The sequence below is a fragment of the Castellaniella sp. genome (genome assembly GCF_034675845.1).
Taxonomy (GTDB): domain Bacteria; phylum Pseudomonadota; class Gammaproteobacteria; order Burkholderiales; family Burkholderiaceae_B; genus Castellaniella.
The window spans coordinates 1,468,228-1,491,480 of the sequence record NZ_JAUCCU010000001.1; the positions used below are offsets into that span (position 1 = coordinate 1,468,228).

20 protein-coding genes are annotated in these 23,253 nt (G+C 62.3%); 6 read left to right on the forward strand and 14 right to left on the reverse strand.

Annotated elements, in window-relative coordinates; translation table 11 throughout:
• Positions 1-24: 24 nt before the first annotated feature.
• Together hemE and VDP81_RS07085 are read right to left on the reverse strand one after the other, a co-directional pair.
• Complete coding sequence (gene hemE / locus VDP81_RS07080) at positions 25-1,125, reverse strand: uroporphyrinogen decarboxylase (protein ID WP_416233215.1); 1,101 nt, start codon at positions 1,123-1,125, stop codon at positions 25-27.
• A 15-nt stretch (positions 1,126-1,140) separates the two neighbouring features.
• Entirely contained in the window at positions 1,141-1,935 is a 795-nt protein-coding gene (locus VDP81_RS07085; protein ID WP_322995682.1) for a helix-turn-helix domain-containing protein, read from the reverse strand.
• 237 nt (positions 1,936-2,172) lie between these two features.
• Here VDP81_RS07085 and VDP81_RS07090 point away from each other — a divergent pair, with 237 nt between their 5' ends.
• Positions 2,173-3,531 (forward strand): sodium:alanine symporter family protein, encoded by a 1,359-nt coding sequence (locus VDP81_RS07090; protein WP_322995683.1) that lies wholly within the window; start codon positions 2,173-2,175, stop codon positions 3,529-3,531.
• Positions 3,532-3,622: 91 nt separating this feature from the next.
• Here the strand turns inward: VDP81_RS07090 and VDP81_RS07095 are convergent, their stop codons facing one another.
• From VDP81_RS07095 to VDP81_RS07135, 9 genes are all read right to left on the reverse strand, one after another.
• Complete coding sequence (locus VDP81_RS07095; RefSeq protein ID WP_322995684.1) at positions 3,623-4,630, reverse strand: ABC transporter ATP-binding protein; 1,008 nt, start codon at positions 4,628-4,630, stop codon at positions 3,623-3,625.
• A gap of 3 nt (positions 4,631-4,633) precedes the next feature.
• Positions 4,634-5,638 (reverse strand): ABC transporter ATP-binding protein, encoded by a 1,005-nt coding sequence (locus tag VDP81_RS07100; RefSeq protein WP_322995685.1) that lies wholly within the window; start codon positions 5,636-5,638, stop codon positions 4,634-4,636.
• On the reverse strand, positions 5,638-6,471 hold the full coding sequence (ddpC, locus tag VDP81_RS07105; RefSeq protein WP_322995686.1) for a D,D-dipeptide ABC transporter permease: 834 nt from the start codon (positions 6,469-6,471) through the stop codon (positions 5,638-5,640). Before ddpC ends, VDP81_RS07100 begins: the two co-directional genes overlap by 1 nt.
• Complete coding sequence (locus VDP81_RS07110; protein ID WP_322995687.1) at positions 6,468-7,490, reverse strand: ABC transporter permease; 1,023 nt, start codon at positions 7,488-7,490, stop codon at positions 6,468-6,470. The genes ddpC and VDP81_RS07110 overlap by 4 nt, the downstream gene beginning before the upstream one ends.
• A gap of 12 nt (positions 7,491-7,502) precedes the next feature.
• Positions 7,503-9,065, reverse strand: a complete 1,563-nt coding sequence (locus VDP81_RS07115) for an ABC transporter substrate-binding protein (protein WP_322995688.1) — start codon at positions 9,063-9,065, stop codon at positions 7,503-7,505.
• 29 nt (positions 9,066-9,094) lie between these two features.
• The gene (gene ddpX / locus VDP81_RS07120; protein ID WP_323011921.1) at positions 9,095-9,655 is read right to left on the reverse strand and encodes a D-alanyl-D-alanine dipeptidase; all 561 of its coding nucleotides are present in this window, start codon (positions 9,653-9,655) and stop codon (positions 9,095-9,097) included.
• Positions 9,656-9,692: 37 nt separating this feature from the next.
• The gene (gene pgi / locus VDP81_RS07125) at positions 9,693-11,249 is read right to left on the reverse strand and encodes a glucose-6-phosphate isomerase (protein WP_323011922.1); all 1,557 of its coding nucleotides are present in this window, start codon (positions 11,247-11,249) and stop codon (positions 9,693-9,695) included.
• 163 nt (positions 11,250-11,412) lie between these two features.
• Complete coding sequence (locus tag VDP81_RS07130; protein ID WP_322995691.1) at positions 11,413-12,609, reverse strand: acetyl-CoA C-acyltransferase; 1,197 nt, start codon at positions 12,607-12,609, stop codon at positions 11,413-11,415.
• A gap of 11 nt (positions 12,610-12,620) precedes the next feature.
• Complete coding sequence (locus VDP81_RS07135) at positions 12,621-15,044, reverse strand: 3-hydroxyacyl-CoA dehydrogenase/enoyl-CoA hydratase family protein (protein WP_323012400.1); 2,424 nt, start codon at positions 15,042-15,044, stop codon at positions 12,621-12,623.
• Positions 15,045-15,294: 250 nt separating this feature from the next.
• Here VDP81_RS07135 and VDP81_RS07140 point away from each other — a divergent pair, with 250 nt between their 5' ends.
• Entirely contained in the window at positions 15,295-16,020 is a 726-nt protein-coding gene (locus tag VDP81_RS07140) for a hypothetical protein (RefSeq protein WP_322995693.1), read from the forward strand.
• A gap of 51 nt (positions 16,021-16,071) precedes the next feature.
• On the opposite strand, the gene VDP81_RS07145 is transcribed toward VDP81_RS07140, so the two are convergent.
• The 3 genes from VDP81_RS07145 to VDP81_RS07155 all read right to left on the reverse strand — a co-directional run bounded on the left by VDP81_RS07145 (position 16,072) and on the right by VDP81_RS07155 (position 19,300).
• A complete protein-coding gene (locus VDP81_RS07145; RefSeq protein WP_323011923.1) occupies positions 16,072-18,342 on the reverse strand; it encodes a TonB-dependent siderophore receptor in 2,271 nt (756 codons plus the stop codon).
• Positions 18,343-18,453: 111 nt separating this feature from the next.
• Complete coding sequence (locus VDP81_RS07150; protein ID WP_323012401.1) at positions 18,454-19,083, reverse strand: alpha/beta hydrolase-fold protein; 630 nt, start codon at positions 19,081-19,083, stop codon at positions 18,454-18,456.
• Positions 19,043-19,300 carry a hypothetical protein gene (locus tag VDP81_RS07155; protein WP_323011924.1) on the reverse strand — a complete coding sequence of 86 codons (258 nt, stop codon included), beginning with the start codon at positions 19,298-19,300 and terminating at the stop codon, positions 19,043-19,045. Before VDP81_RS07155 ends, VDP81_RS07150 begins: the two co-directional genes overlap by 41 nt.
• Positions 19,301-19,476: 176 nt before the next feature.
• Here VDP81_RS07155 and VDP81_RS07160 point away from each other — a divergent pair, with 176 nt between their 5' ends.
• From VDP81_RS07160 to VDP81_RS07175, 4 genes are read left to right on the forward strand one after another with little or no spacing between them, the layout of a single operon-like run.
• Entirely contained in the window at positions 19,477-20,532 is a 1,056-nt protein-coding gene (locus VDP81_RS07160) for an iron ABC transporter permease (protein WP_323011925.1), read from the forward strand.
• 3 nt (positions 20,533-20,535) lie between these two features.
• Positions 20,536-21,321: an ABC transporter ATP-binding protein gene (locus VDP81_RS07165; RefSeq protein WP_322995697.1), complete on the forward strand. Its 786-nt coding sequence runs from the start codon at positions 20,536-20,538 to the stop codon at positions 21,319-21,321.
• The gene (locus VDP81_RS07170) at positions 21,303-22,460 is read left to right on the forward strand and encodes an ABC transporter substrate-binding protein (protein WP_323011926.1); all 1,158 of its coding nucleotides are present in this window, start codon (positions 21,303-21,305) and stop codon (positions 22,458-22,460) included. The genes VDP81_RS07165 and VDP81_RS07170 overlap by 19 nt, the downstream gene beginning before the upstream one ends.
• Positions 22,457-23,251 carry an alpha/beta hydrolase gene (locus VDP81_RS07175; protein WP_323011927.1) on the forward strand — a complete coding sequence of 265 codons (795 nt, stop codon included), beginning with the start codon at positions 22,457-22,459 and terminating at the stop codon, positions 23,249-23,251. The genes VDP81_RS07170 and VDP81_RS07175 overlap by 4 nt, the downstream gene beginning before the upstream one ends.
• Positions 23,252-23,253 lie beyond the last annotated feature (2 nt).

Genomic DNA, 23,253 nt, shown 5'->3' on the forward strand with positions numbered 1-23,253 from the left:
AGTCAGCCCAGGACGAATGGACGATCAGGCGTGGTAGGCCCGGCTGGCGCTATGGACCTCGTCGACCAGCGACAGCACGGATTCTGGCGGGGTGAATTGTGAAATCCCATGGCCCAGATTAAAGACATGGCCACCATCGCCCACCGTGCCAAAATCAGCCAGTACGCGACGGACCTCGGCCCGGATGGCGGCATCCCCGCCAAACAAGGCCATGGGGTCCAGATTGCCCTGAAGAGCAACCCGATCACCCACCACCTGGCGAGCCCTGGACAGACTGGCGGTCCAGTCCAGCCCCACGGCGTCGCAGCCCGATTGGGCGATATCCGCCACCCACTGGCCCCCGCCCTTGGTAAAGACGATGGCTGGAATACGTTGGCCATCGTGTTCACGCAGCAAGCCATCCAACACCAGGCGCGTGTAATGCAAAGAAAATTGCTGGAACAAGCCATCGGCCAGCACCCCGCCCCAGCTGTCAAAAATCATGACCGCCTGCGCGCCCGCCCGGATCTGGGCATTGAGATAAACCTGGACGGCTTGGGCGTTGACTTGCAGGATATGCTGCAGCAAATCGGGGCGCTGATACAGCAAGGTCTTGATCTGACGGTAATCCGAGCTGCCCTGCCCCTCGACCATATAACAGGCCAAGGTCCAGGGGCTGCCGGAAAACCCGATCAGCGGCACGGCGCCATCCAATTCCCGGCGAATCAGGGATACCGCGTCAAACACATAGCGCAGATCGTCCATGTCGGGTACTCGCAAAGCCTGGATGGCCGCCTCGTCGCGCAAGGGGCGCTCGAAGCGCGGGCCTTCGCCGGCCACGAACTGCAGGCCCAGACCCATGGCGTCCGGCACCGTCAGGATGTCGGAAAACAGGATGGCTGCATCCAGCGCAAAGCGACGCAGCGGCTGCAGCGTGACTTCACAGGCGTATTCGGGGTTTTGGGCCAAATTCAGAAAAGACCCGGCCTGGGCGCGTGTCTGGTTATATTCAGGCAGATAGCGCCCCGCCTGGCGCATCATCCAGACAGGCGTATAGGGGACTGGTTGGCGCAGCAGCGCCCGCAGAAAAATATCGTTTTTTAATTGGGTCACGTAGGAGTTCCTGTGGCCTATTGCATGAGCCATGCAATATCGGCTGGGTCATGGGGGAGAGCCCCAGATTTTACCCGCCTTAGGCGATGATGGGTCCTCGACATCCACCCGATAGGGAGTCGGGTCGATATCGTGCTTGCGCATCAGGGTCCAAAAGGCCCGGCGATGCTTCTGAGCCATGCGTGCAGCCAGCGTGATATTACCGCCATGACGCCCCAGCGCCGCCCGGATATAGGCGCGCTCGAAGCGGGCCACCACCTGATTTTTGGCGTCCCGAAACGAATCCTGGGTCGTGGCACGCTGCATGGCCAAGGCCACGGCATAGGCCTCCAGCTCGGCCCCGGAGCGATCCAGAATCGTATCGCACAGATCCGTCTCGGTCAGGGGCTGGTGATGCAAGCCGACATTGGTCTGGCCGTAGTCAGGCAGCGGCTCGGCAAGGCGCACAGGAATCAGGCGCTGCAAGGCCGCCTGCAGCCGCGCACGAAGTTCTTCCGGGCAAAATGGCGGCCGGACAAAATCAGCCACCCCCAGAGAAATAAGATCATGCACCGCCTGGGCCCGCAAACCCACGGCATACACCAGCAGCACCGCCGGCAGCCGCCCGGCCCGCGCCGCCAGGATTGTGCGCCAGACCGACAGCGAGGCTTCGTCGGCATACAGCAGGCCGGCATCGTAGCGACCGCGCACCAAGGCGGAATCATCCATCAAAGCTTGCGCACTACTGCGCTGCGGCTGCAAGGCGTGCAGATGCAAGCGCCCCCCCAGGTGCGCCCCCTGCAGGGCATTTACCCAATCACCCCGGCCTGGGGCCAGCAAAGCGCAATCCAGTCGTTCTCGCATATCAAGTCTCCGTATCGGTCTTAGTGTGTACAGCGGGAAACCACAGGATAGGAAAGCGCCGGGCTTTGTCATAGTCGCAAGACTACGTCAGTGATAACCCTAGGAGATGGGCGGGATTTGCCCTATTTAGAGGAATTTCCTGCATTCGCCAAATTTTTAGACATTTCGACTGAAATCATGGTGGTAGCATGGCGGCAATTTTAATCGGGTAAGCAGGAGACTCACTTGGAAACCCTTATGTCGCTCATCAATCAGGTCAATGGCCTGGTCTGGGGCCCCCCCATGTTGGTGCTGATCCTGGGCACTGGTTTTTTCTTGATGATTTTGCTGAAGTTCATGCCGTTGCGACGCATCGGCACGGGCTTTGCCATGATCTGGCGGGGCCGCAAACGCGGTGACGCCAGCACGGGTGAAATCAGCCCCTTCGAAGCCCTGATGACCTGCCTGGCCGCCACGGTCGGCACCGGCAACATCGCCGGGGTCGCGACCGCCATCGCCCTGGGTGGCCCCGGCGCCCTGTTCTGGATGTGGTGCACCGCCCTGGTCGGCATGGCCACAAAATACGCCGAGGTCGTGGTCGCGGTCCATTTCCGTGAAAAAGACGAACGCGGCGAGCATTCCGGTGGCCCCATGTATGCCATCAAGAACGGCTTGGGCCGCAAATGGCTCTGGTTGGGCGTGGCCTTTGCCATCTTCGGCGGCTTCGCGGGCTTTGGCATCGGCAACATGGTGCAGGTCAACAGCATGGCCCTGGCGCTGGAATCCACGTTTTCTGTACCGACCTGGATCACCGGTGTGGTCACCATGGTGCTGATCGGCCTGGTGATTCTGGGCGGCATCAAGCGCATCGGCGCAGTCGCAGCATCCCTGGTGCCCTTCATGTGCGTGGCCTATGTGTTGGCTGGCCTGGCCGTGCTGATCGTCAATGTGGATCGCATCCCCGCCGCGCTGGATCTGATCTTCACCCATGCGTTCTCGCCCATCGCCGCCACAGGCGGCTTTGCCGGAGCCGCCGTGATGGCTGCCATCCGTTTTGGGGTGGCACGCGGGATTTTCTCCAACGAAGCCGGCCTCGGTTCCGCCGGGATCGCCCAGGCCGCCGGCACAACCAGCAACGCAGTCGAATCCGGCCTGATTGGCATGATGGGTACCTTTATCGACACCATCATCATCTGCAGCATCACCGGCCTGGCCATCGTCTGCTCGGGTGTGTGGAGTTCCGGTGAAAGCGGCGCAGCGCTGTCGGCAGCCGCTTTCGAAGCCTCCTTGCCTGGCTTCGGCGGCATCGTGCTGACGATCTCTCTGGTGATTTTCGCCTTTACCACGATTCTGGGCTGGAGCTACTACGGCGAAAAATGCTGGGAGTTTCTGCTGGGTGCAAAATCCACAGTGCCTTACCGCATCGTCTGGGTGGTGGCCATTCCGTTTGGTGCCATCACGCAGTTGGACTTTGCCTGGTTGCTGGCCGATACGCTCAATGGCCTGATGGCGCTGCCTAACCTGGCTTCGCTGATTTTGCTCAGCCCGGTGATCGTGAAGCTGACGCGGGATTATTTCCGCGGCCAGAGCACGGAACTCAGCGCCCAGACACGCTAAGGTTTTCCCGCCCGACGCCTGTTTCTGTTGGGCAACAAAACTGCACCACGAGAATGATCTTGCGGTGCAGTTTTTTTATCCTCAGACAGCCTCAGGACGAAGACGGATGGGCCTTGGCCAATGCCACATGACAGCGAAACTGATGGGCTGGGTCGCCTGTTGGCGCCTGCAGCACCTGGGGCTGTTCACAGCCAGCGGTCGCCCAAGGGCAACGGTCGCGGAAAAAACAGCCCGTCGGCAATAGACGGTTGCCTGGTAATTCGACCGGCGCAACCGGCCCATCATCCTGCCAAACCCGGTGCAATCGAGGCACCGCGTCCAAAAGCTCACGAGTATAGGGATGACGCGGGGTTTCCAGCACCGCCGCAGTCGGACCCTGTTCGACGATCTGGCCCAGGTACATGACCGCAATGCGGTCACAGAGATGGCGCACCACCGACACATTATGAGAGATCAGGATATAGGTCAGTCCATGCTGGCGGCGCAGGTCGTGCAAGAGATTCAAAATCTGGGCCTGCACCGAGATATCCAACGCCGACGTAGGCTCATCCAGGACAATGACGTCGGGGTCGGACGCCAAGGCCCGGGCGATCGCAATGCGCTGGCGTTGGCCCCCGGAAAACTCATGTACATAGCGACCCAGCGCCTCTGGGTGCAGTCCTACACGCACGGCCAGTTCGGCGGCGCGGGCACGCAAGTCCTGTCCACGACGGCCAGCCGCCTGACGTCCACGAACCACCAGGGGCTCGACGATGACTTTCCAAGTCGGCAGCCTGGGGTCCAGCGAGGACTGCGGGTCCTGAAAAACAATCTGGATATTGGCTGTCCGGCCATCCGTCCGCGCAAGATGAACCACCCGGCCGGCCGTGGGCGGCAGCAAGCCCATCAGGACTTGGGCCAACGTGCTCTTGCCACAGCCGGACTCCCCCACGATGCCAAAGGCCTCGCCGCGCCGAACCTGCAGATCAATGCCATTGAGCGCATGCGCGGACTGCACCACGCGACCACGCCAATCGCGGCGCACGGGAAAGCGCACCTGCAACCCTTGGATATCCAGGGCCAGATCGACCCCTGGCTCAATGAACGAAACTGACGGCATGGCTCAGCCCTCCCCCAGAGGATGCCAGCAGGCCAACTGGCGGGTGGCCGCGCCCTGATCTGGCCCCTGGCCCGCCAGGGCTTGCAACGCCGGACGTACACGGCAGGCTTCGTCGGCATAGGCACAGCGATCGTAGAACAGGCACCCTGCCGGAGGATGACGCATATCCGGCACCTGGCCTGGGATGGCTGCCAGCGCGGCACCCGGGGCGGCGTCATCGGGCAGGCCATCCAGCAGGCCGCGTGTATAGGGATGACGCGGATCACGCAGCACCGCCTGGGCAGGGCCTTGCTCGACCACCATGCCGGCATACATGACATAGATCCGATCACACAGCTGCGAGACCACCGCCATATCGTGCGTAATGAAGAGAATGGCAGTCTGCCGTGCCCGCGCATGATGCCGTAAAAGCTGCAGCACCTGACGCTGCACGGTCACATCCAACGCGGTAGTGGGCTCGTCGGCGATCAGCAAATCCGGCTGACAAGAAAAAGCCATGGCCACCATGACTCGTTGGCGCATGCCACCAGACAGCTCAAACGGATAGGCCCGCAACACTTGAGCCGGGTCAGGGATCATCATGTCCCGCAGCAGCGTCTCTGCCTGGGCCAGGGCCTGGCGGCGGCCCAGGTCCGGCTGATGCACGCGCAGCACGCCAGCCATCTGATCGCCAATCCGCTGCGTGGGATTCAAGGCGGTCATGGGTTCCTGGAAAATCATGGCGGCTCGGCGGCCCCGCCACTGACGCAGGACGGACTCGGGGGCCGTCAATACATCATCGCCCGCCAGTCTTACGCTGCCCTGCAGGACCTGGTAGCCACCAGGGGGCAGCAGGCGCAAGGCAGTCATGGCAGTGACGGATTTACCTGAACCGGACTCACCGACAATGCCGACAATTTCGCCGGGCATGACCTGAAGGCTGACACCATTGAGCGCCTGCACCGCCCCGCCAAACACCGGAAAGGCCAGAGACAGGTTGCGGATATCGAGAATAGGGTCTTGGGCCATTATTTCACCCTGGACTTAGGGTCCAGCATGTCGCGCACGCCATCGCCCACCAGATTGCAGGCCAGTGCCGTGACTAAAATCGCACAGCCCGGCATCACCGTATACCACCACTGATCCAGCAGATAATTACGCCCCGTGGCCACCATGGCCCCCCATTCGGCGGTGGGCTGCTGCGCGCCCAGGCCAATAAACCCCAGCGCTGCCGCCATCAGAATGGCCCCGCCGACATCCAGCGTGGCCTGCACCACAATGGGCGAAACCGCATTGCGCACCACATGCCACCGCACTACATGACGGCGGCTGGCGCCGAAGGTCCAGGACGCCTGCACATAGGCCATTTCGCGGATGCTCAGGGTCTGGCCACGGGCCAGGCGTACATAAAAAGGGATACGCACCACCGTGATCGCCAGCATGGCATTGAACAGGCTGGCCCCCAGGGCGGCCGCCAGCGCCATGATCAACACCAGCGAAGGCACCGACAGGACCACGTCCATGGCCCGCATGATCAGGCCATCCAGCCGCCCACCCAGAATGCCGGAAAAGCAGCCAATCACCGCCCCCACAACGCTGGCGCAGGTCGCCACAAACAAGCCGACCCCAATCGACTGCCGCCCGCCATACAGGACCCGGCTGAAAATATCGCGTCCGACCTCGTCGGTCCCGAACCAATGCTGGGCGGACGGCGGCGCCAGTCGCCGAACCAGATTGATCTGATCCGGGTCGTATGGAGCGATCCAGCCAGCCAGCGCCACCGCCAGGCACACGGCCAGCAATACCAGCAAGCCCACCAACATCAAGGGACTATGGCGTAACTGATACAGAAAATATCTCAAGCGGCCCCCCGAATTCGCGGGTCCAGCCAGCGATAGACCAGATCAACCACCAGGTTCAGCAGAACATAGGCAAACGACACCACCACGGCAAAACCCATGACAGCCGGGAAATCCAGGGCCTGGATGGAGTCCACCACATAGGCGCCCATGCCAGGCCAGCTGAACACGGTTTCGGTCAGGACGGCCCCATAGAGCAAATCGCCCAACGCCAACCCCAGCACAGTGACCGAAGGAATCATGGCGTTGGGCAGCGCATGGCGCAGCACCACGACCCAGGCCGACAAGCCATAGGCCCGCGCCGTACGGATGTAATCCTCGGATAGCTGTTCAAGCATGGATGAGCGCACCTGACGCGCGACCACCCCCAGATGCACAAAGCTCAGCGTCAGGGCCGGCAGCAGAATATGCCGCAAGGCACTGCGCCAGACATCCCATTGCCCCGCCCAGGCCGCATCGATCAGATACAGGCCGGTGACGGCAGGCGGCGGTGTCATGCCTTGCGCCAGGCGCCCACCACCTGGTAGCCAGCCCAGTTCGCCATAAAAAATGACAATCAGGCCCAAGCCCAGCCAAAACGCCGGGGTGGAAATACCCGCCACCGCCAGGGTGCGGGCAATATGGTCAGTCAAGCGATTGCGATAGACCGCAGAAAGCACCCCCAGGGGGATGCCCAGCAAGGTCGCCAGGAACAACGCCACCAGCGCAAGTTCCAGGGTGGCTGGGAAAAAGGCCGCCAGGTCCTGCAACACGGGCCGGTGCGTACGAATCGATACCCCCAGATCGCCATGCAGCAATTGCCACATATACCGCAGGTATTGCTGCGGCAAAGGTAAATCCAGCCCCAGCTGCGTGCGGATATGGGCAACGATTTCCGGGGTGGCCCGGTCGCCTGCGATCAGGCGGGCCGGGTCCCCTGGCACCAAATGCGAAATGGTGAAGGTGATGAGGGACACCCCCAGCACCACCCACACCAGGCTGAACAGGCGTCGGCCAATAACCGGCAACCAGGCGCCATTCATGCGGCCTCCGATTTATTTCGTCATGTCGGCAACATTGAAGACACGTTCCAGCATGGGGTTAAAGACAAAGCCCTGGACATTCGCCCCCAGCCCGGCCTGGTAGTTTTTTTGGTACAGATAGGCGTAGGCTGCGTCCTTCATGACCTGATCCTGGACTTTTTTGTACAGCGCCACCCGCTGGGCCTGGTCGCTGAGGGTGGCGGCCTCGCGCAGCCATTGGTCAACCTGGGGGTTGGAGTAGAACGACCGATTCCCCGCCAGCCCTTTTTTATCTGAATCAAACCAATAGCTGGTGAACATATACGGATCGGCGAAGTCCGGGCTCCAGTTGCCGATGGATATGTCGAAATTGCCCTGGCCCAGGTTCTCGCGCAACGTCGCGTTGGCCAGTTTTTCGAGTTTGACCGGCATGCCGATCTGGTTGAGGTTGGCCTGCACCGTCAGGGCGATGGGTTCCCAGGCGGGGTCCTGGGTGGAATAGCGCAGCAGCAAGGGGGTCTTGACCCCACCCGCCTTATCGACCAGAGACTTTGCAGCCGCCACATCCTGCTTGGGCTGAGGCAGGCTTTCATCATGGCCCCACATGCCTTCGGGAATAGGGCCACGCATGGGCTTGGCCTGGCCCAGCATGATGCCATCCACGATGCCGTTGTAATCCAGGGCATCCACTACCGCATGGCGCAGATCGGGGTTTTCCAATGGGCCTTTGGCATTGTTCAGGTACAGATAGGTAACCCGCAGCGAGGGATATTCAGCCACCCGCACAGCAGGGTCTTTTTTCAAGGCCTGCAACTGATCCACCGGCAGTTCCTCGGCAACGTCCAGATCGCCTTTTTGCAGTTGCAGGCGACGAGCCGAGGATTCAGGCACGATCTTGACGACGAACTTGTCCAGTGTCGGTTTTTTGGAACCGGCATAGTGCGGGTTGCGCTCTAGCGACAGGGCCTGGCCTTTTTGCCAGGACATCAGCTGGTAAGGCCCGGAGCCCGCCGTATTGCCCGACAGCCAGACATCGGCGTCATCGCGCTGCATGGCCTTGGGATTGACGATGGATGCGCCATTATTGGCCAGCGTGTACAGGAACGGGGCAAAGGGCTGCTTCAGGGTGAAGCGCACGGTATTTGCATCCACGGCCTCGATCAGCATGTCGGCCGGAAAGGCTTCGGACGGGCCTTGTTTTTTATCCAACAGGCGCTGGAACGACAGCTGCACTGCCTTGGCATCTACTGGCGAGCCATCCGAGAATTTTTGGCCATCGGCCAGAGTGAATGTCCAGACCAGGTTATCCGGCGATGTGGCCCAACTGGCGGCCAGATCGCCCTCGACCTCGGTGGAACCCTTGCCGTCCACCTGCTTATAGCGCATCAGGCGCTGATAAGCCGGATAGGTGACCGTCCAGTCGTTGTTGTCTATTGTCACGGCTGGGTCCAGGGTCTGGGGGTCGGCGGGCTTGCCGATCACCAGGGTGTCGGCCGGCGTCGCGGCCCAGGCCCCACCCGACAGGGCCAAGGCCCCAACGCCCAGCAGGGCAGCCATCAATGCGCGGCATACACGAGTCTGAATCATGGATTGCATGGTGTCTCCTAGGGGGTGTGCTGTATGAGTCAGTGCGTCTGGTACACCCGGACCATGTCGCTCTCCGGTAGTAAGGCATATTCCTGCGCATTCGGCAACTCGTAGTGCCACCATTCCGTGGAAATCGAGCAGAACCCGGCCTGCAGCATAATGCCCAGCAGCAGGTGGCGATTGCGCTGGACCTCGGGCGACAGATCGTCGCGGTCGTGATGGGACTGGTCGCGCATATCGTCGAAATCCGTGCCCATATCCAGTGGCTGGCCGCTGGCTTCCAACAAGCCGACATCCACTGCCACCCCACGGGTGTGGTTGGACCCTAAAGCCGCATCGGCCACATAGCGCGGATCGGGCATCGTCGCCCAGAATATGGCCTGAGCGGCTGCGGGCCGGTAGGCATCGTAAACGACCAACATCAAGCCGGCACGACGGGCTGCTTGCGCCGCTCGGCGCAGGCAGTCGGCAGCCTGGGGGCGCAAGGCAGCCCGAGCCCCCGGCGCGTATACCGGCCGCCCCGCAAGATTATCCGGCGTGGCGTAGACCAAGGAAATCTGCACGCCATCGGCGGCAGTCAATTCAATCAGATCAGTCATTAATACTCCTAGGGCCTAAAGCGTTCTTCAGGGGGAGTCAGCCCCGCAATTGGTGAATCCAGTGACGGGTAGAAATATCATGCTCCGTGGCATCCTGCGCAGCATCCGCCGTTGGCGACAAAGCCTGCACAATGCCACGCGCCAGTATCTTGCCGTATTCGACGCCCCATTGATCAAAAGAATCTATGCCCCAGATGATCCCCTGTGTGAATACGCGGTGCTCATACAGGGCCAGCAAGGCCCCCAGCGAGTAGGGCGACAGGCGCGGCAAGGCGATCAGATGATTGGGGCGCCCTCCGGGATGAACACGGTGCGGTGCCAGCGTGGCGGCTTGTTCAGGACTCAGGCCTTCCGCCAGACACTCGGCCAGCGCCTGGGCCTGGGTCTTGCCGCGCATCAGGGCTTCGCGCTGGGCCAGGCAATTGGCCAATAGCTGGCGGTGGTGGCCAGGCCAATGATGATCGGCATGGCAGCACAGAATGAAATCCACCGGGGCGCCATCGCTGCCCTGGTGCAGCCACTGGAAAAAAGTATGCTGGGCATCGGTGCCCGGCATACCCCAGACAGCGGGCCCGGTGGGCACCCCCACGGGGCGGCCCGCCTGATCGACGGATTTACCCAGCGACTCCATGTCCAGCTGCTGCACGTAGGGAACCAGATTGACCAGGCGGGAATCATAGGGCGCGATATTCAGCGACCCGTGTCCCAGGATGCTGCGATTGACGACCCCGGCCAGCGCCATCCGCACAGGCGCATTGACGGCCAGCGGCGCTTGGGCAAAATGTGCATCCATGGCTGCTGCCCCCATGCGCAGGCCCGCCAACACATCAATGCCGACCGACAGGGCGGTGGTCAGGCTGACGGCAGACCACAGCGAAAACCGGCCCCCCACCCAATCCCATATCTGGAAAACCTGGGCTGCCGGAATGCCCCACGCCCGGGCGCGCTCCGGCTGCGCGGTAATCGCCACCATGTGGCTGGCCGGGTCCAGTCCTGCCGCCTGCAGCCATTCGCGGGCACGCGTGCCGTTTTCCAGGGTTTCGGTCGTGGTAAAGGACTTCGACACCAGCACGACCAGGGTATCGCGCGGGTCCAGGCCCGCCAGGCCGCCCTCGATGGCGTGGCCATCGATATTGGCCACAAACCGCACCTCGCGCCAAGTCCCGGCATAGCCAAAGGCGGTCACCGCCAGGCGCACCCCCCAGTCCGAACCCCCGATCCCGATATGCACAATATGCCGCCAGCGGCGTTCGGTATCGGCCCGGCGCACCCAGGCATCCATGCGCTCGCGTTCGGCCAACACCTCGGGCGGAGCGGTAGGAGCGCGCAGCACCGTATGCCAGGCAGCGCGGTTTTCAGTGATGTTGACGATCTCTCCGGCCAGCAGACGACGGCGTTGCTCGTCAAAGCCGCGCGCCTGCAGCAGGGCCTGCCCGGCCGCCAGCAAAGCGGGTGAATGGCGCTGACCGCTGGCATCCAGCGTCAGGCCGGGAGCCTCGATCAGATCCATGCCGTCGGCCTGACCAGGACAGGCATGGGCGGCCTGCACAAAGCGCTGCCACTCGGGCAGCGCAGTCAGAGGGGCAAAATCCATCGGGAAAGCAGAGGTAGGGGTCGTCGACATCTGCGCAGTATAAAAGCATGCGCCCGTTTGGTCAGCCTTTGCGCCGCTGCATCAGCAACGCGCAAAACTGATAAGGGCGGGTTTTAAACCCGCCCTTATCGCGCTTGCACGGCCATCCAGGCCGCACAAACAATCAGCAGCGTTCGTAAATCCCGGCTGCCCCCATGCCCGACCCTACGCACATGGTGACCATGCCATATTGCAGATTATGGCGGCGCAAGGCATGAATCGTGGTAGCTGAACGAATCGCGCCAGTTGCCCCCAGCGGATGCCCCAGGGCAATGGCACCGCCCATGGGATTGACCACGTCTTCATTCAGGCCCAGATCGCGGATCACCGCCAGGGACTGCGCGGCAAAGGCTTCGTTGAGTTCAATCCAGCCCATCTGATCCAGCGTCAGGCCCGCCTTTTTAAGGGCCGCCGGGATGGCTTCCTTGGGACCAATGCCCATGATGTCGGGCGGCACGCCGCGCACGGCAAAGGAGACAAAGCGCGCCAATGGCGTCAAATTATGCTCTTTCAGGGCGCGTTCGGACACCACCAGCAGGGCGCCGGCGCCGTCCGAGGTCTGGGAACTATTGCCTGCCGTGACGCTGCCCTTGGCGGCAAACACCGGCCGCAGGCGCGCCAGGGCCTCCAGGGTGGTATCGGCACGCGGGCCTTCGTCCAGCGTCACGATCCGGTGGCTTTCATGGATTTCGCCCGTGCGCAGGTCCGGCACTCGGCGCACGATATCCACCGGCAGCATTTCATCGGTGAATTCGCCCGCCTGCTGGGCCGCCAGGGCACGCTGATGGGAACGCAGGGCAAACGCATCCTGATCCTGGCGCGAAATATCCCAACGGTTGGCGACTTGTTCGGCGGTGGCACCCATGCCGTAGGCAATCCCGATATTGTCATCATTCAGGTAGACATCGGGGCTGAAAGACGTGTTGATGCCCATGGTGGGCACCAGACTCATGGATTCCGTGCCGCAGGCCAGCATGACATCGGCTTCGCCGACGCGGATGCGATCAGCCGCCATGGCCACCGCCGTCAGGCCCGAAGCGCAAAAGCGGTTGACCGTGACGCCGCCCACGGAATGCGGCAGGCCGGCCAGCACCACGCCGATGCGGGCGACATTCAGCCCCTGGGGGCCTTCGGGGATGGCGCAGCCGACGATGGCATCCTCAATCGCGGCGGGGTCCAGGCTGGGCGCCTGGGCCAGCACGCCCTGGATGACCTTGGCCAGCAGTTCGTCCGGCCGGGTGTGGGAATACATGCCGCGCGGGGCCTTGCCGATGGGGGTGCGGGTAGCCGCGACTATATAGGCTTGTTGTAAAGCAGTCATCGAAGGTCTCCTTAGTTGCGCACAGGCTTGCCGGTTTGCAGCAGCCCGGCAATGCGTTCTTGGGTCTTGGGGTTGGCGAGCAGGCCCAGAAAGGCCGCACGCTCCAGTTTCAGCATCCAGGCTTCATCCACGAGGCTGCCCGGGTCCACATCCCCACCGCAAATGGCGGTGGCGACCTGCTCGGCAATATGGAAATCGTAGTCGGTGATGTAGCCACCCACGTGCATATTGACCAGTTGGGCCTTCAGGGTAGCAATGGCATCGCGCCCGGCCACCGGAAAGCGTGCGGGCAGCGGCGGACGATAGCCCTGTTCGGCCAGGTTGGCGGCTTCACGCACCGCGACATACAGCAGTTCGTGACGATTCATGACGATAGGATCGGAATCGCGCAGATAGCCGATTTCACGGGCCTCAAGGGCGGATTTCGACACCCGCGCCGTGGCTACGGCCAGGACGAATTCCTTGATATAAGCCAGCAGCGGGGCGTCTGGCGCCGACTGAGCCTGGACTTCTGCCGCACGGCGGGCGCTGTAGGTGATGCCGCCCGCCCCCGGCACCAGGCCAATGCCGACCTCGACCAGGCCGATATAGGTTTCCAGGTGCGCCACGCGACGGGCGCAATGCACGGAAAGCTCGCAGCCCCCGCCCAGCGCCAGACCGGCCACAGCCGCCACCACCGGCACCTGTGCATAGCGCAAACGCAACACCATGTCCTGCATTTCCTGCTGGATGGGTTCGACGGCCTTGACCCCGCCCTTCATGAAGGCGGGCAGCATGGCCTTGAGGTCGGCGCCCGCCGAGAAGGGGTCTTCAAGCTGACCGATGACCAGGGCTTTATAGCCTTGCTCTGCCAGATCGACAGCATGGATGACGCCGCGCACCACATCGGGACTGAGCGTGTGCATCTTGGTCTTGAAGGACGTGATCAGCACATCTTGTGGATGCGGAGTCGGCAAGGTCCAGCACAGCACGGCGTCGTTTTCGTAGACGACCTGGGGCACGATGGCCGGGCCTTCGCCCACCAGGCGGGGAGCACCCACCTGGCGTTGGTAGACCGGCAACGCACTGCGCGGTACATAGGTGTTTTTGGCCGGAGAAAACGAGCCACCCGGGGTATGCACAGCCTGTGTGTCCCAGACCGGGCCGCTGGTGACCCAAGCAGGCAGGGGGGCGGAAGACAGGGTCTTGCCCGCTGAAATATCGTCGTTGATCCAGCCCGCCACACGCTGCCAGCCCGCCGCCTGCCAGATTTCAAAGGGGCCGAAGCTGTGGCCAAAACCCCATTTCATGGCCTGGTCGAGTTCGCGCGCGCTGTCGGCGATATCGCCCAGGTGCACCGCGCTGTAATGGAAAGTATCGCGCAGCACCGCCCAGACGAACTGGGCCTGCGGGTGATCGGAATCATGCAGGGCCTGCAGGCGGGCAGCCGGGTCGCGTTCCTTCAGGATGTCCTTGATCTCGTCATCGGCTTTTTCGTCAGCCGGCACGTAGGTGCCCGCCTTCGGGTCCAGGCGCAAAATGGCCTTGCCTTCTTTCTTGAAGAAGCCGGCCTTGGTTTTCTGGCCCAGGGCACCCTTTTCGATCAGGCCAGCCAGCACGGGCGGGATACCGAAATGCGCATAAAAAGGATCGTTGGGCAGTTGTTCCTGCATGGTATTGATGACATGCGCCAGGGTGTCCAGACCCACCACGTCGGCGGTGCGATAGGTGCCGGATTTTGCCCGGCCCAAGCGCGTGCCGGTCAGGTCATCGACCAGCTCATAGGGCAGGTCAAAAGCCTGCGCGTGATGGAACACCGACAAAATGCCAAAGACGCCGATACGGTTGCCGATGAAGTTCGGCGTGTCCTTGGCGCGCACCACGCCCTTGCCCAGTTGCGACACCAGAAAGGTTTCCAAGTGATCCAGCAAGGCGGGTTCGGTGGCGGCCGTCGGGATGAGTTCGACCAGCGGCATGTAGCGCGGTGGGTTAAAGAAGTGCACGCCGCAAAAGCGATGACGCAGGGTCTCGGGCAGGGCCTCGGCCAAAGAGGCAATCGACAGCCCGGAAGTATTGCTGGCCACGATGGCATGCGGGTTCAGTGCGGGGGCAAGCTTATGGTACAGGTCGTGCTTCCAGTCCAGGCGCTCGGCAATGGCCTCGATGACCACGTCGCAGTCGGCCAGTAAACCCAGGTCTTCTTCGTAGTTGGCTGGGGTGATCAGGTCGGCCAGGCGATTGACGCCCAGCGGCGCGGGGCTCAGTTTTTTCAGCTGGGCGATAGCGCGTGCCACAATGGCGTTCTTGCTGCCTTGGCCGTCGTCTTTGGCCAAGTCGAACAGTACGACCGGCACACCGGCGTTAACACAATGGGCGGCAATCTGCGCGCCCATGACCCCGGCACCGCACACCGCCACACGGCGGACGAACAGGGGGGCGGACTGACTGGTTTGCATGATGGTGTCCTTCACGATGATGGAAAATCCCGGCATGACAGGCCTGTTGTGGTCTGCTGTGCCAGCCCTGACGGGTGCCGGGTGGATGCAGCAAATCCGGGCTGGGCTTTGATGGGCGAAACCGCCGCTTGCCGATGACCGATTTTTCGATTGTCGCTGATTTATGGATAAAATTCAAACAATCGTTTGATTTTCTTTTTTTCGGTTTTTCTGCCATATTTTTCTTTCCTCCGCGCAGACCCCTCAGACCATGTCCCGCCTGTCCCGACTCTATGCGCCGCGCATCCCCCAACTGATCCAGGCTCGGTTCCACCAGCCACTGGCCGTCTATGACGCCCCCATCCCCAGCGCTATGCTGGACACCATCGCCCGTTGGCTGGCCGAAGCTATCCGCAGCACGGCCATGCCAGCGGCAGGCGCAGCCCCAGGCATGACCGCGCTGGCCGTCCATGCCTGGGTGGTCTTGCCGGATCAGATCACCCTATTGGCCACGCCGGGGGACGCACAATCGTTGCCGCGCCTGATGCAGGGCCTGGGCCGACGCATCGGATCGGGCTTGCTGCGCAGCCGCGTGCTGACTGGGCGCTACCACAATGCCCTGCTGGAACCGGGCCGCTGGGTACTGCCCGCCATGGTGTGGGTCGAATCGCGGGCAGTCGTCAGTGGCCGGGTCATGCAGGCGACCCAGTGGCCATGGTCTTCGGCAGCGGAACACGCCGGAGACAACGCGATGTTCAGCGGCTGGCTGCGGGATCATCCGGATTTCTGGGCGGAAGGCGATACGCCTTTTGCCCGTCAGGCGGCCTGGCGCAAACGCCTGGTCTCAGGCCTGAGCCCGATACAGGCACAGCAGATAGAAGCTGCGCTGCACGGTCAATGGGCCTTGGGAGAAAAAATATTCCTGGCCCACCTGGAGCGTCAGGCATCCCGACGGATCAGCCCTGCCCCCCGAGGGCGGCCAGCGCACACGAAATAACTCGGCCCCCTCCACCCTGAGAACCGGGATGGAGGGGGCCTTGGCCACCGATCAGAACGCGCTGCTGACTTCCATATAGAAGGTGCGACCAGGCTGGTTATAGGTGTAGGCACCGGCTCCCTGGATTTCATTGACGGCACCCAGGTTCACGCCAATGGCATTGCCCCGTCGATGAATCCGCTTATCCAGCAGATTATCGACCCCGGCGGTGACGCGCAGATTTTTGTTCACCTGGTATTGCGTGCTCAGGCCAAACAGGGCATAGGCCGGGACGGTATCCGTGGCGCTGCCCGTCAGGGGATGGCCGTAGTAGTCGTATTTAGGGCCTTCCTGTTCGCCATAGACCGTGGCCTTGGCACGCAGGGACCAGGCCGGGGTTACCGTCCAGTCCAGGGTGCTGTTGATGGTGTATTTCGGGATGGTGGACAGATGCTCGCCAGTGTCCTTGTTCTTCGATTCGATCATGTAGGTGAAGTTCGTGGACCACAGCCAGTCCTGAGCCACCGGCCAGGTCAGATTGCCTTCCAGACCCTGGACCACCGCGCGCGGGACGTTTTCCCACTGGAACACATTGGTCACATCGCCCAGGCTGTTGACGAAGCTGTCGACAGGCGTACGGCCGGCTTCGATCTTGTTGCGGTAATCATTGTGGAAATACGTCAGGCTGGCACCCAAGCCGGAAGGATCGAAGAATTCGATCCCCAGTTCCTTATTGATGCTGGTTTCGGCCTCCAGGCCCGAATTGCCCAGCAGGAAGCAGCCTGTCGTCCCGCCCGACACATTGCCCCAGCAGCCATTGCCTGCGCTATATAGGGCATAGCCAGCATTGTTCTGGTACAGATTGGGTGCCTTGTAGGCACGGGCGATGCCGGCCTTGACCGACCATTGCTCATTGACCTGATAGGACAGGTTCAAAGACGGGCTCCAGTTACTGCCCTGGATGCTGTGATAGTCGTAGCGCAGGCCGGGGGTGACGGTCCAGTTCTCGCCGATATACAGGTTGTCCTCGGCAAAAACGGAATAAATGCTGGCATGGATCTTGGGTTGATAGGAAAAAGGCACGGCGGGCATCTTATTGTTGGAAGGGTTACGCCCGCCCAGATCCGAGGCCCCATCATCCAGGTCCTGGCGCACCCATTCCAGACCGAAGGTCCCCATTTGGTCGATACCGCCCCAGTTCAGCCGACGATTGAGTTCGGTGTGAGCAGTCAGGGTGCGCAGGTCGGAATCACCAAAATCATTGCCGGCGAAAATGCCTTCGGTGCCACCGGCCAGACCTTCCAGCACGCGGGTATTGCGGGTGGTTTCGTATTGCAGATAGCTCAGGCTATGAGTGTCTGGGTTCCAGTCGCCATTGTGGGTGATAGCGTAGGCCTGCCGATAGATGCGGTTGGTTTCATTGCCCAGTTGGGCTTGTACATTGGCATTGGTATTGGTGTTCTGGGTGTCGCCCACATAGACATTGCCGTCGCGGCCATAGCCGGCCTCGAAATCCAGACGATGTCCGGCGGCAGGCCGCCAGCTAAGCGCACCGCGGATATCGCGGTTCTTGAAGCCCTCGCGTCCGGCGGGAAAGGTGTCTTTGACAGATGGATGGCTGCCTCGCTGGGATTGGTAGCCTTCGTTGATGTCCCAATCGTCCCCCTGGAAATTAGCGGCGCTGCCGGTCAGGCGAAAATCCAGGCTCTCGGAAATCGGGCCGGTCAGACTGAAGGTCGTGCGGGCGGTAGACCCTTCGTCGCCGTGCTGCGGCGCATTGGCATAGACGGACACCGAACCACTGAGCTTGTCTGCCGTCGGTTTGGTGATGATATTGACCACCCCGCCTGCGGCCCCGTTGCCATAACGGGCGGCGGCCGGCCCCCGCAGCACTTCGATGCGTTCGACCTGTTCAGGCGGCACCCAATTCGTGTCACCTCGGGTGTCGCGTTCGCCACGCCAGCCGAAACGCACGGCGCCGCGCGACGACACAGGTTTGCCGTCGATCAGAATCAGCGTATTTTCCGGCCCCATGCCGCGAATATCAATCTGCCGATTATTGCCGCGTTGCCCGCTGGAGGAATTGCCAGTCAAGTTCACGCCCGGCATGGTGCGGATGATCTCGTTTATATTGTTGGCGGGAGGGGATTTCTGGATGTCTGCTGCTGTAATGGTGGACGCACCCGGCGTCTGCTTTAACTCCTGCTCGGCATTGACGACGACGCGTTCAAGCTGAGCAACATCTTCAGGCGATTGCGCCACGGCAGGCGCGGCACCCAGGCCCAGGGCAATCAGCAGGCCGATAGGCGGCAGGGCGCGGCCCTGGTTTTTGGAGACAGACATGAGATTCCTTGAATGATGACAAGACATCGAAAATCATGTGAATATAAACGATAACTATTCTTATTTACAATAACCATACTCAATAAACAAGTTATTGGGCGATGATCACAATCAAGCAGACAATAACCACCGCCAACCAGGCATCAGCGAGTCTGCCGAAGCGCTTTGGTGGTGGTGGCCGGGCAGCACGGCAGCGTGCAGCCGCAGGCCGGGGCAGCGGGCAAAATCCGCTGCCAGGTTCTGCAGGCCATCCACCATGGCGCGCGACTGACGCTGCCTCAGACGATGTTCACGCGTCATGGCATCCAGGGCAGGATCAGCCTGTTCCTGGGGGCTCAGGCCCTGCTCATGTGCGCCCACCGTCAGCCATAGGCCCAGCGGGGGCAAGCCCTGGCCGCAGAGCCAGTCCAGGCGCCGCCGCCGCAGACGATCCAGGTACTGTTGCCCCCACCAGACGGAAGGACTGGACAGCGCATAAGCACTGAAAGCGCGCGGGCGATGCAATAAGACATACAAGCCGAACAAGGCCCCCAGTGAATGGCCACAAAACACCTGCCGGCCAGGGTCCAGACGAAAATCACCGGCAATTAGGCCACGCACCTGATCCAAGGTGCGCAGCCAGGCCGCTGCACCCGCGCGTCCGGCGACAGCCTGCGCGGACATCGGGCTGTCCGGCAGCAGATCGGCGGATGCCACGGTATCACCCGGGCCTTGCCTGCGCCGCCAGCCGGGCAGGCACATATTCAAGCACCCGATCCTGCGGCACTTGTGGCCCCAGGCCCACCAACAAGCCCGGCAGGCCCGCAGAATCGGCGCGCATCACATCGAACTGCTTCAAGTCCAGCACATAGGCCACCGGCCAGCCCTGGGGTGGCATCAATCCGGCAGGCAACGCCACGCGCACCGCGCAGGGACGGCAATCGGGCGCAGACAGGTTAAATTCGCGAAGTACGGACATAGCACCAGACCAATCGGGCAGGGATAAAACCGGCATCGTCAAGACGCAGGGCAGTGTCATCCTCTATACTTTCACAATTGTAAACGGTTCTCATTCTTTTCAGACTTGCAGCGCATCTTCCGCTCCCCTATCTCGCGGCCGACCAGCGCCGGGTCCCGTCTCTCCCTATTCCCTGAATGGACGCATCCCTGACACGCCCCCCCTCCGCCCTGGAAGACTATCAACGCATGCTGCGCCGCCGCTGGCTGATGGTGGCCGTCTTGCTGATCATTATCTTGGCCTCGATCCTGGCCGACTTCATGCTGGGCCCCTCCGGGCTAGGTTGGGCGGAACTCAGTCACGCCTTGCTGCATCCCGATCAGGCGGACCCCACCACGCGCGTCATTGTCTGGGATATCCGCCTGCCGTTTGCCCTGATGGCGGTGGCCATCGGCCTGGCCCTGGGCCTGGCGGGCGGCGAGATGCAAACCATTCTGAACAACCCACTGGCCAGTCCCTTTACGCTGGGCATTTCATCGGCGGCGGCCTTTGGTGCCTCGCTGGCGATTGTGCTGGGCCTGTCGCTGCCCGGGGTGCCGCAGTCCTGGACCATTGCCGCCAACGCCTTTGTCTTTGCCCTGGTTTCGGCCATGCTGCTGGATGCGGTGGCGCGCTGGGGCTCCATGAGCACCTCCGGGCTGGTCCTGTTTGGCATCGCCCTGGTTTTTTCCTTTAATGCCGCAGTGTCGCTGGTACAGTTCGTCGCCAGTGCCGAGGCCCTGCAAGGCCTGGTGTTCTGGACCATGGGCAGCCTGGCGCGATCCTCTTGGCCCAAGGTCGGCCTGATGTTGCTGACTTTTGTGATCCTGCTGCCCTTGTCGCTGCGCGACACCTGGAAGCTGACGGCCCTGCGGCTGGGCGAAGACCGCGCCGCCAGCTTCGGCATCGACGTCCCCCGACTGCGGCTGACAGCCCTGGTGCGTATCAGCATCCTGGCCGCCATGGCGGTATCGTTTGTCGGCACCATCGGCTTCATCGGCCTGATCGCCCCGCATATCGCCCGGCGCATGTTCGGCGAAGACCATCGTTTTTACCTGCCGGGCAGCGCCCTGGTGGGGGGTACTATTCTGTCGCTGGCGTCCATCGCCTCAAAAAACATCGTGCCCGGCATCATCATCCCCGTGGGCATCGTGACCTCTCTGGTAGGGGTGCCGTTTTTCCTGGCCGTCGTGTTACGACGGCAAATCAAATAAGCCATGCTGCAGATACAGGACCTGTCGGTGGCCTATGCCCGCCGCACCATTATTCACCACCTGTCTGCCGGGCCGCTCATGCCGGGTCGGCTGGTGTCTTTGATCGGGCCTAACGGCAGCGGAAAATCCACGCTGCTGAAGGCCTTGGCAGGGCTGCTGAAGGCCAGCCACGGCCAGGTCATGCTGGATGGGCAGGATCTGACCCGGCTATCCTTCGAACGCCGCGCCCAAAGTGTGGTCTACCTGCCGCAGTCCCTGCCTGCCTCGGTGCATTTGCGGGTATTCGAGTCCGTCATGGTGGCGGCCCGCGCCTCGGACCTGGACCCCGCCGCACAGGCAGTGGACCCACAGCGCATCCTGGATGTACTCAAGCGCCTGGGCATCGAACACCTGGCCATGCATTATCTGGACCAGCTCTCGGGCGGACAAAAACAACTGGTGGGTCTGGCGCAGGCGCTGATCCGCACGCCGCGCCTGCTGCTGCTGGACGAGCCACTGTCCGCGCTGGACCTGAACTATCAATGTCATGTAATGGATCTGCTGGCCCAGGAAACCCGCGAACACGGCCTGACCACCCTGATCGTGCTGCACGATTTGAATATCGCCCTGCAGCGCAGCGACGAAACCTTGCTGATCCGCGCAGGTGAACTGGTGGGCCATGGCTTGCCCGCCGACGTGATCACCGCCGAATCTCTGGCTGACGTCTATCAAGTGCGTGCCCGGGTCGAGACCTGCTCGCGCGGCTTATCCCATATTTTGATCGACGGCCTATGTTCGACTACGCCCTGACCCGATTGTTTCAAATCACGACGACGCTGCTGCTTGGCCTGACCTTCAGCCTGGCGGGGCCGGTATTGGCCGAACCCATCCAAGTCACGGATATCCTGGGCCGCCAGGTAACCCTGCCCAAACCCGCCCAGCGGGTGGTGCTGGCCCAAGCGCGACATTTCCAGGTGCTGTCCCTGCTGACGCCAGATCCCGCTGCCATTCTGGCCGGCTGGTCCGACGAATTCCGGACCTCGTTCAAACCCGACTACCAGGCTGCGCTGGCGCGTTTCCCCAGCCTGGCCGACGTCCCGGTGGTGGGACGCCACACGGCGGACTCCTTCTCGGTCGAGGCCACGCTGGGCCTGCGCCCAGACCTGGTGGTGATGACGGTCTCCTTCGCCGGTCTGGCCCCCGGACAATCCGCCGATGAGTCCCCCTTGATCCGCCGTCTCGAGGCGGCGAACGTCCCCGTCATCGTGATCGATTTCTTCATGCAGCCCATGGAAAACACCGTCCCCAGCCTGCGCGCCCTGGGCCGGGCCATCGGCCATGAAGAGCAGACCGAATCCTTCATTCAGTTCTATCAGGCACATATGCAAGCCATCCGCGACCAGTTGGCCGACCTGCCTGAAGATCAGCGTCCGCCGGTTTTTGTCCACGCCCATGCGGGCAGCACCGACTGCTGCAATTCCCCCGGCGTGGGGACGTTCAACGACATGATCACCTACGCCGGGGGACATAATATCGGCGCAGACGCCCTGAAAAGCGCCACCGGCAAACTCAATTTCGAATTCATCAACGCCAAGGCCCCTCTGGTCTATGTGGCCACGGGCACGGGATCGCGCGCCGCCACTGGCCTGGCCATCGGCGCCGGGGTCAGCCAGGGCGAAGCCCGCACCAGCCTGCAGCGATTGATCGACAGCAATCACCTGGGCGCACTGCCCGCCGTGCGCTCGGGCAATAGCCACGGCATCTGGCATGCCTTCAATGATTCACCGTTGCACGTGGTCTTTATCGAAGCGCTGGCCCATTGGACGCACCCGGATCGCCTGGTCGATATCCATCCAGCCAAAACACTGGCTGAAATCAATCAACGATTCCTGGCTGTCCCGCTGCAGGGCACCTATCTGGTGGATCTGCAAGCCCCATTGGCCAAATGAGCCTGCACGCAACACAGCTGTCGGATTCACCCGCGATGGGGGGCATGGCGCGACGACTGCGCCTATATGCGCCGGACGCCCCGCCACCGCCCCAGGGCTGGCCCTTATTGACCTTGCTGGACGGGGACTGGGTCTGGCCGCTGGCCAATCAGGCCCTGCAACACTGCGCCGTCCTGATCCCCAGCCACGGGCCACTGGGATCTGCGGGGCCGGAGGCCCTGGCGCGCCGCGCCCTGGACTACACCCCCCCTGCGCCAGATGGCGGGCATTGGCCTGACCCGCGCACGCCACAGTGGCAGGGTGGCGGCGCCCCTGCGTTTCTGGATGCGCTGCTGGGCCCCATGCTGGCCTGGGCCAGCATACAGACCCGTCTGGACCCCGCCAGACATGCACTGTACGGGCATTCGTATGGCGGCCTGTGCGCCTTGTTTGCCTTAAGCCACAGGGCGGATGACTTCGCCCATATTCTCTGCGCCAGCCCATCCCTGTGGTGGCACGACCAGGCCATCCTGAAGGTGCTGGATCGGCTGGGAGACCACCCGCCTGTCCGGCCGATCCGGCTGACCCTGATGGCAGGCACCGACGAGCGCTGGTACCCGCAGCCAGTCAACCCGCACGCACCGCGCACCCGTCAAAACGGCATCCCCACCTTGCCCGCCATGCAGGTTCTCATGCGCAAACTGGCCTGCATTCCACGCCTGGACTGCAGGCTGGAACTGCTGGACCAGATGGGCCATGGCCAGGTCTTGCCCGCTTCGGCCCAGCGCGCTATCGCGCTGGCGGCAACCTAGAG

Excerpts from the sequence above, each read along its gene's own strand:
- hemE (WP_416233215.1), bottom strand. The coding sequence starts at position 1,125 with ATGGCTCATGCAATAGGCCACAGGAACTCCTACGTGACCCAATTAAAA.
- VDP81_RS07085 (WP_322995682.1), bottom strand. The coding sequence starts at position 1,935 with ATGCGAGAACGACTGGATTGCGCTTTGCTGGCCCCAGGCCGGGGTGAT.
- VDP81_RS07090 (WP_322995683.1), top strand. The coding sequence starts at position 2,173 with ATGTCGCTCATCAATCAGGTCAATGGCCTGGTCTGGGGCCCCCCCATG.
- VDP81_RS07095 (WP_322995684.1), bottom strand. The coding sequence starts at position 4,630 with ATGCCGTCAGTTTCGTTCATTGAGCCAGGGGTCGATCTGGCCCTGGAT.
- VDP81_RS07100 (WP_322995685.1), bottom strand. The coding sequence starts at position 5,638 with ATGGCCCAAGACCCTATTCTCGATATCCGCAACCTGTCTCTGGCCTTT.
- VDP81_RS07110 (WP_322995687.1), bottom strand. The coding sequence starts at position 7,490 with ATGAATGGCGCCTGGTTGCCGGTTATTGGCCGACGCCTGTTCAGCCTG.
- VDP81_RS07115 (WP_322995688.1), bottom strand. The coding sequence starts at position 9,065 with ATGCAATCCATGATTCAGACTCGTGTATGCCGCGCATTGATGGCTGCC.
- ddpX (WP_323011921.1), bottom strand. The coding sequence starts at position 9,655 with ATGACTGATCTGATTGAATTGACTGCCGCCGATGGCGTGCAGATTTCC.
- pgi (WP_323011922.1), bottom strand. The coding sequence starts at position 11,249 with ATGGATTTTGCCCCTCTGACTGCGCTGCCCGAGTGGCAGCGCTTTGTG.
- VDP81_RS07130 (WP_322995691.1), bottom strand. The coding sequence starts at position 12,609 with ATGACTGCTTTACAACAAGCCTATATAGTCGCGGCTACCCGCACCCCC.
- VDP81_RS07135 (WP_323012400.1), bottom strand. The coding sequence starts at position 15,044 with ATGCAAACCAGTCAGTCCGCCCCCCTGTTCGTCCGCCGTGTGGCGGTG.
- VDP81_RS07140 (WP_322995693.1), top strand. The coding sequence starts at position 15,295 with ATGTCCCGCCTGTCCCGACTCTATGCGCCGCGCATCCCCCAACTGATC.
- VDP81_RS07145 (WP_323011923.1), bottom strand. The coding sequence starts at position 18,342 with ATGTCTGTCTCCAAAAACCAGGGCCGCGCCCTGCCGCCTATCGGCCTG.
- VDP81_RS07150 (WP_323012401.1), bottom strand. The coding sequence starts at position 19,083 with ATGTGCCTGCCCGGCTGGCGGCGCAGGCAAGGCCCGGGTGATACCGTG.
- VDP81_RS07155 (WP_323011924.1), bottom strand. The coding sequence starts at position 19,300 with ATGTCCGTACTTCGCGAATTTAACCTGTCTGCGCCCGATTGCCGTCCC.
- VDP81_RS07160 (WP_323011925.1), top strand. The coding sequence starts at position 19,477 with ATGGACGCATCCCTGACACGCCCCCCCTCCGCCCTGGAAGACTATCAA.
- VDP81_RS07165 (WP_322995697.1), top strand. The coding sequence starts at position 20,536 with ATGCTGCAGATACAGGACCTGTCGGTGGCCTATGCCCGCCGCACCATT.
- VDP81_RS07170 (WP_323011926.1), top strand. The coding sequence starts at position 21,303 with ATGTTCGACTACGCCCTGACCCGATTGTTTCAAATCACGACGACGCTG.
- VDP81_RS07175 (WP_323011927.1), top strand. The coding sequence starts at position 22,457 with ATGAGCCTGCACGCAACACAGCTGTCGGATTCACCCGCGATGGGGGGC.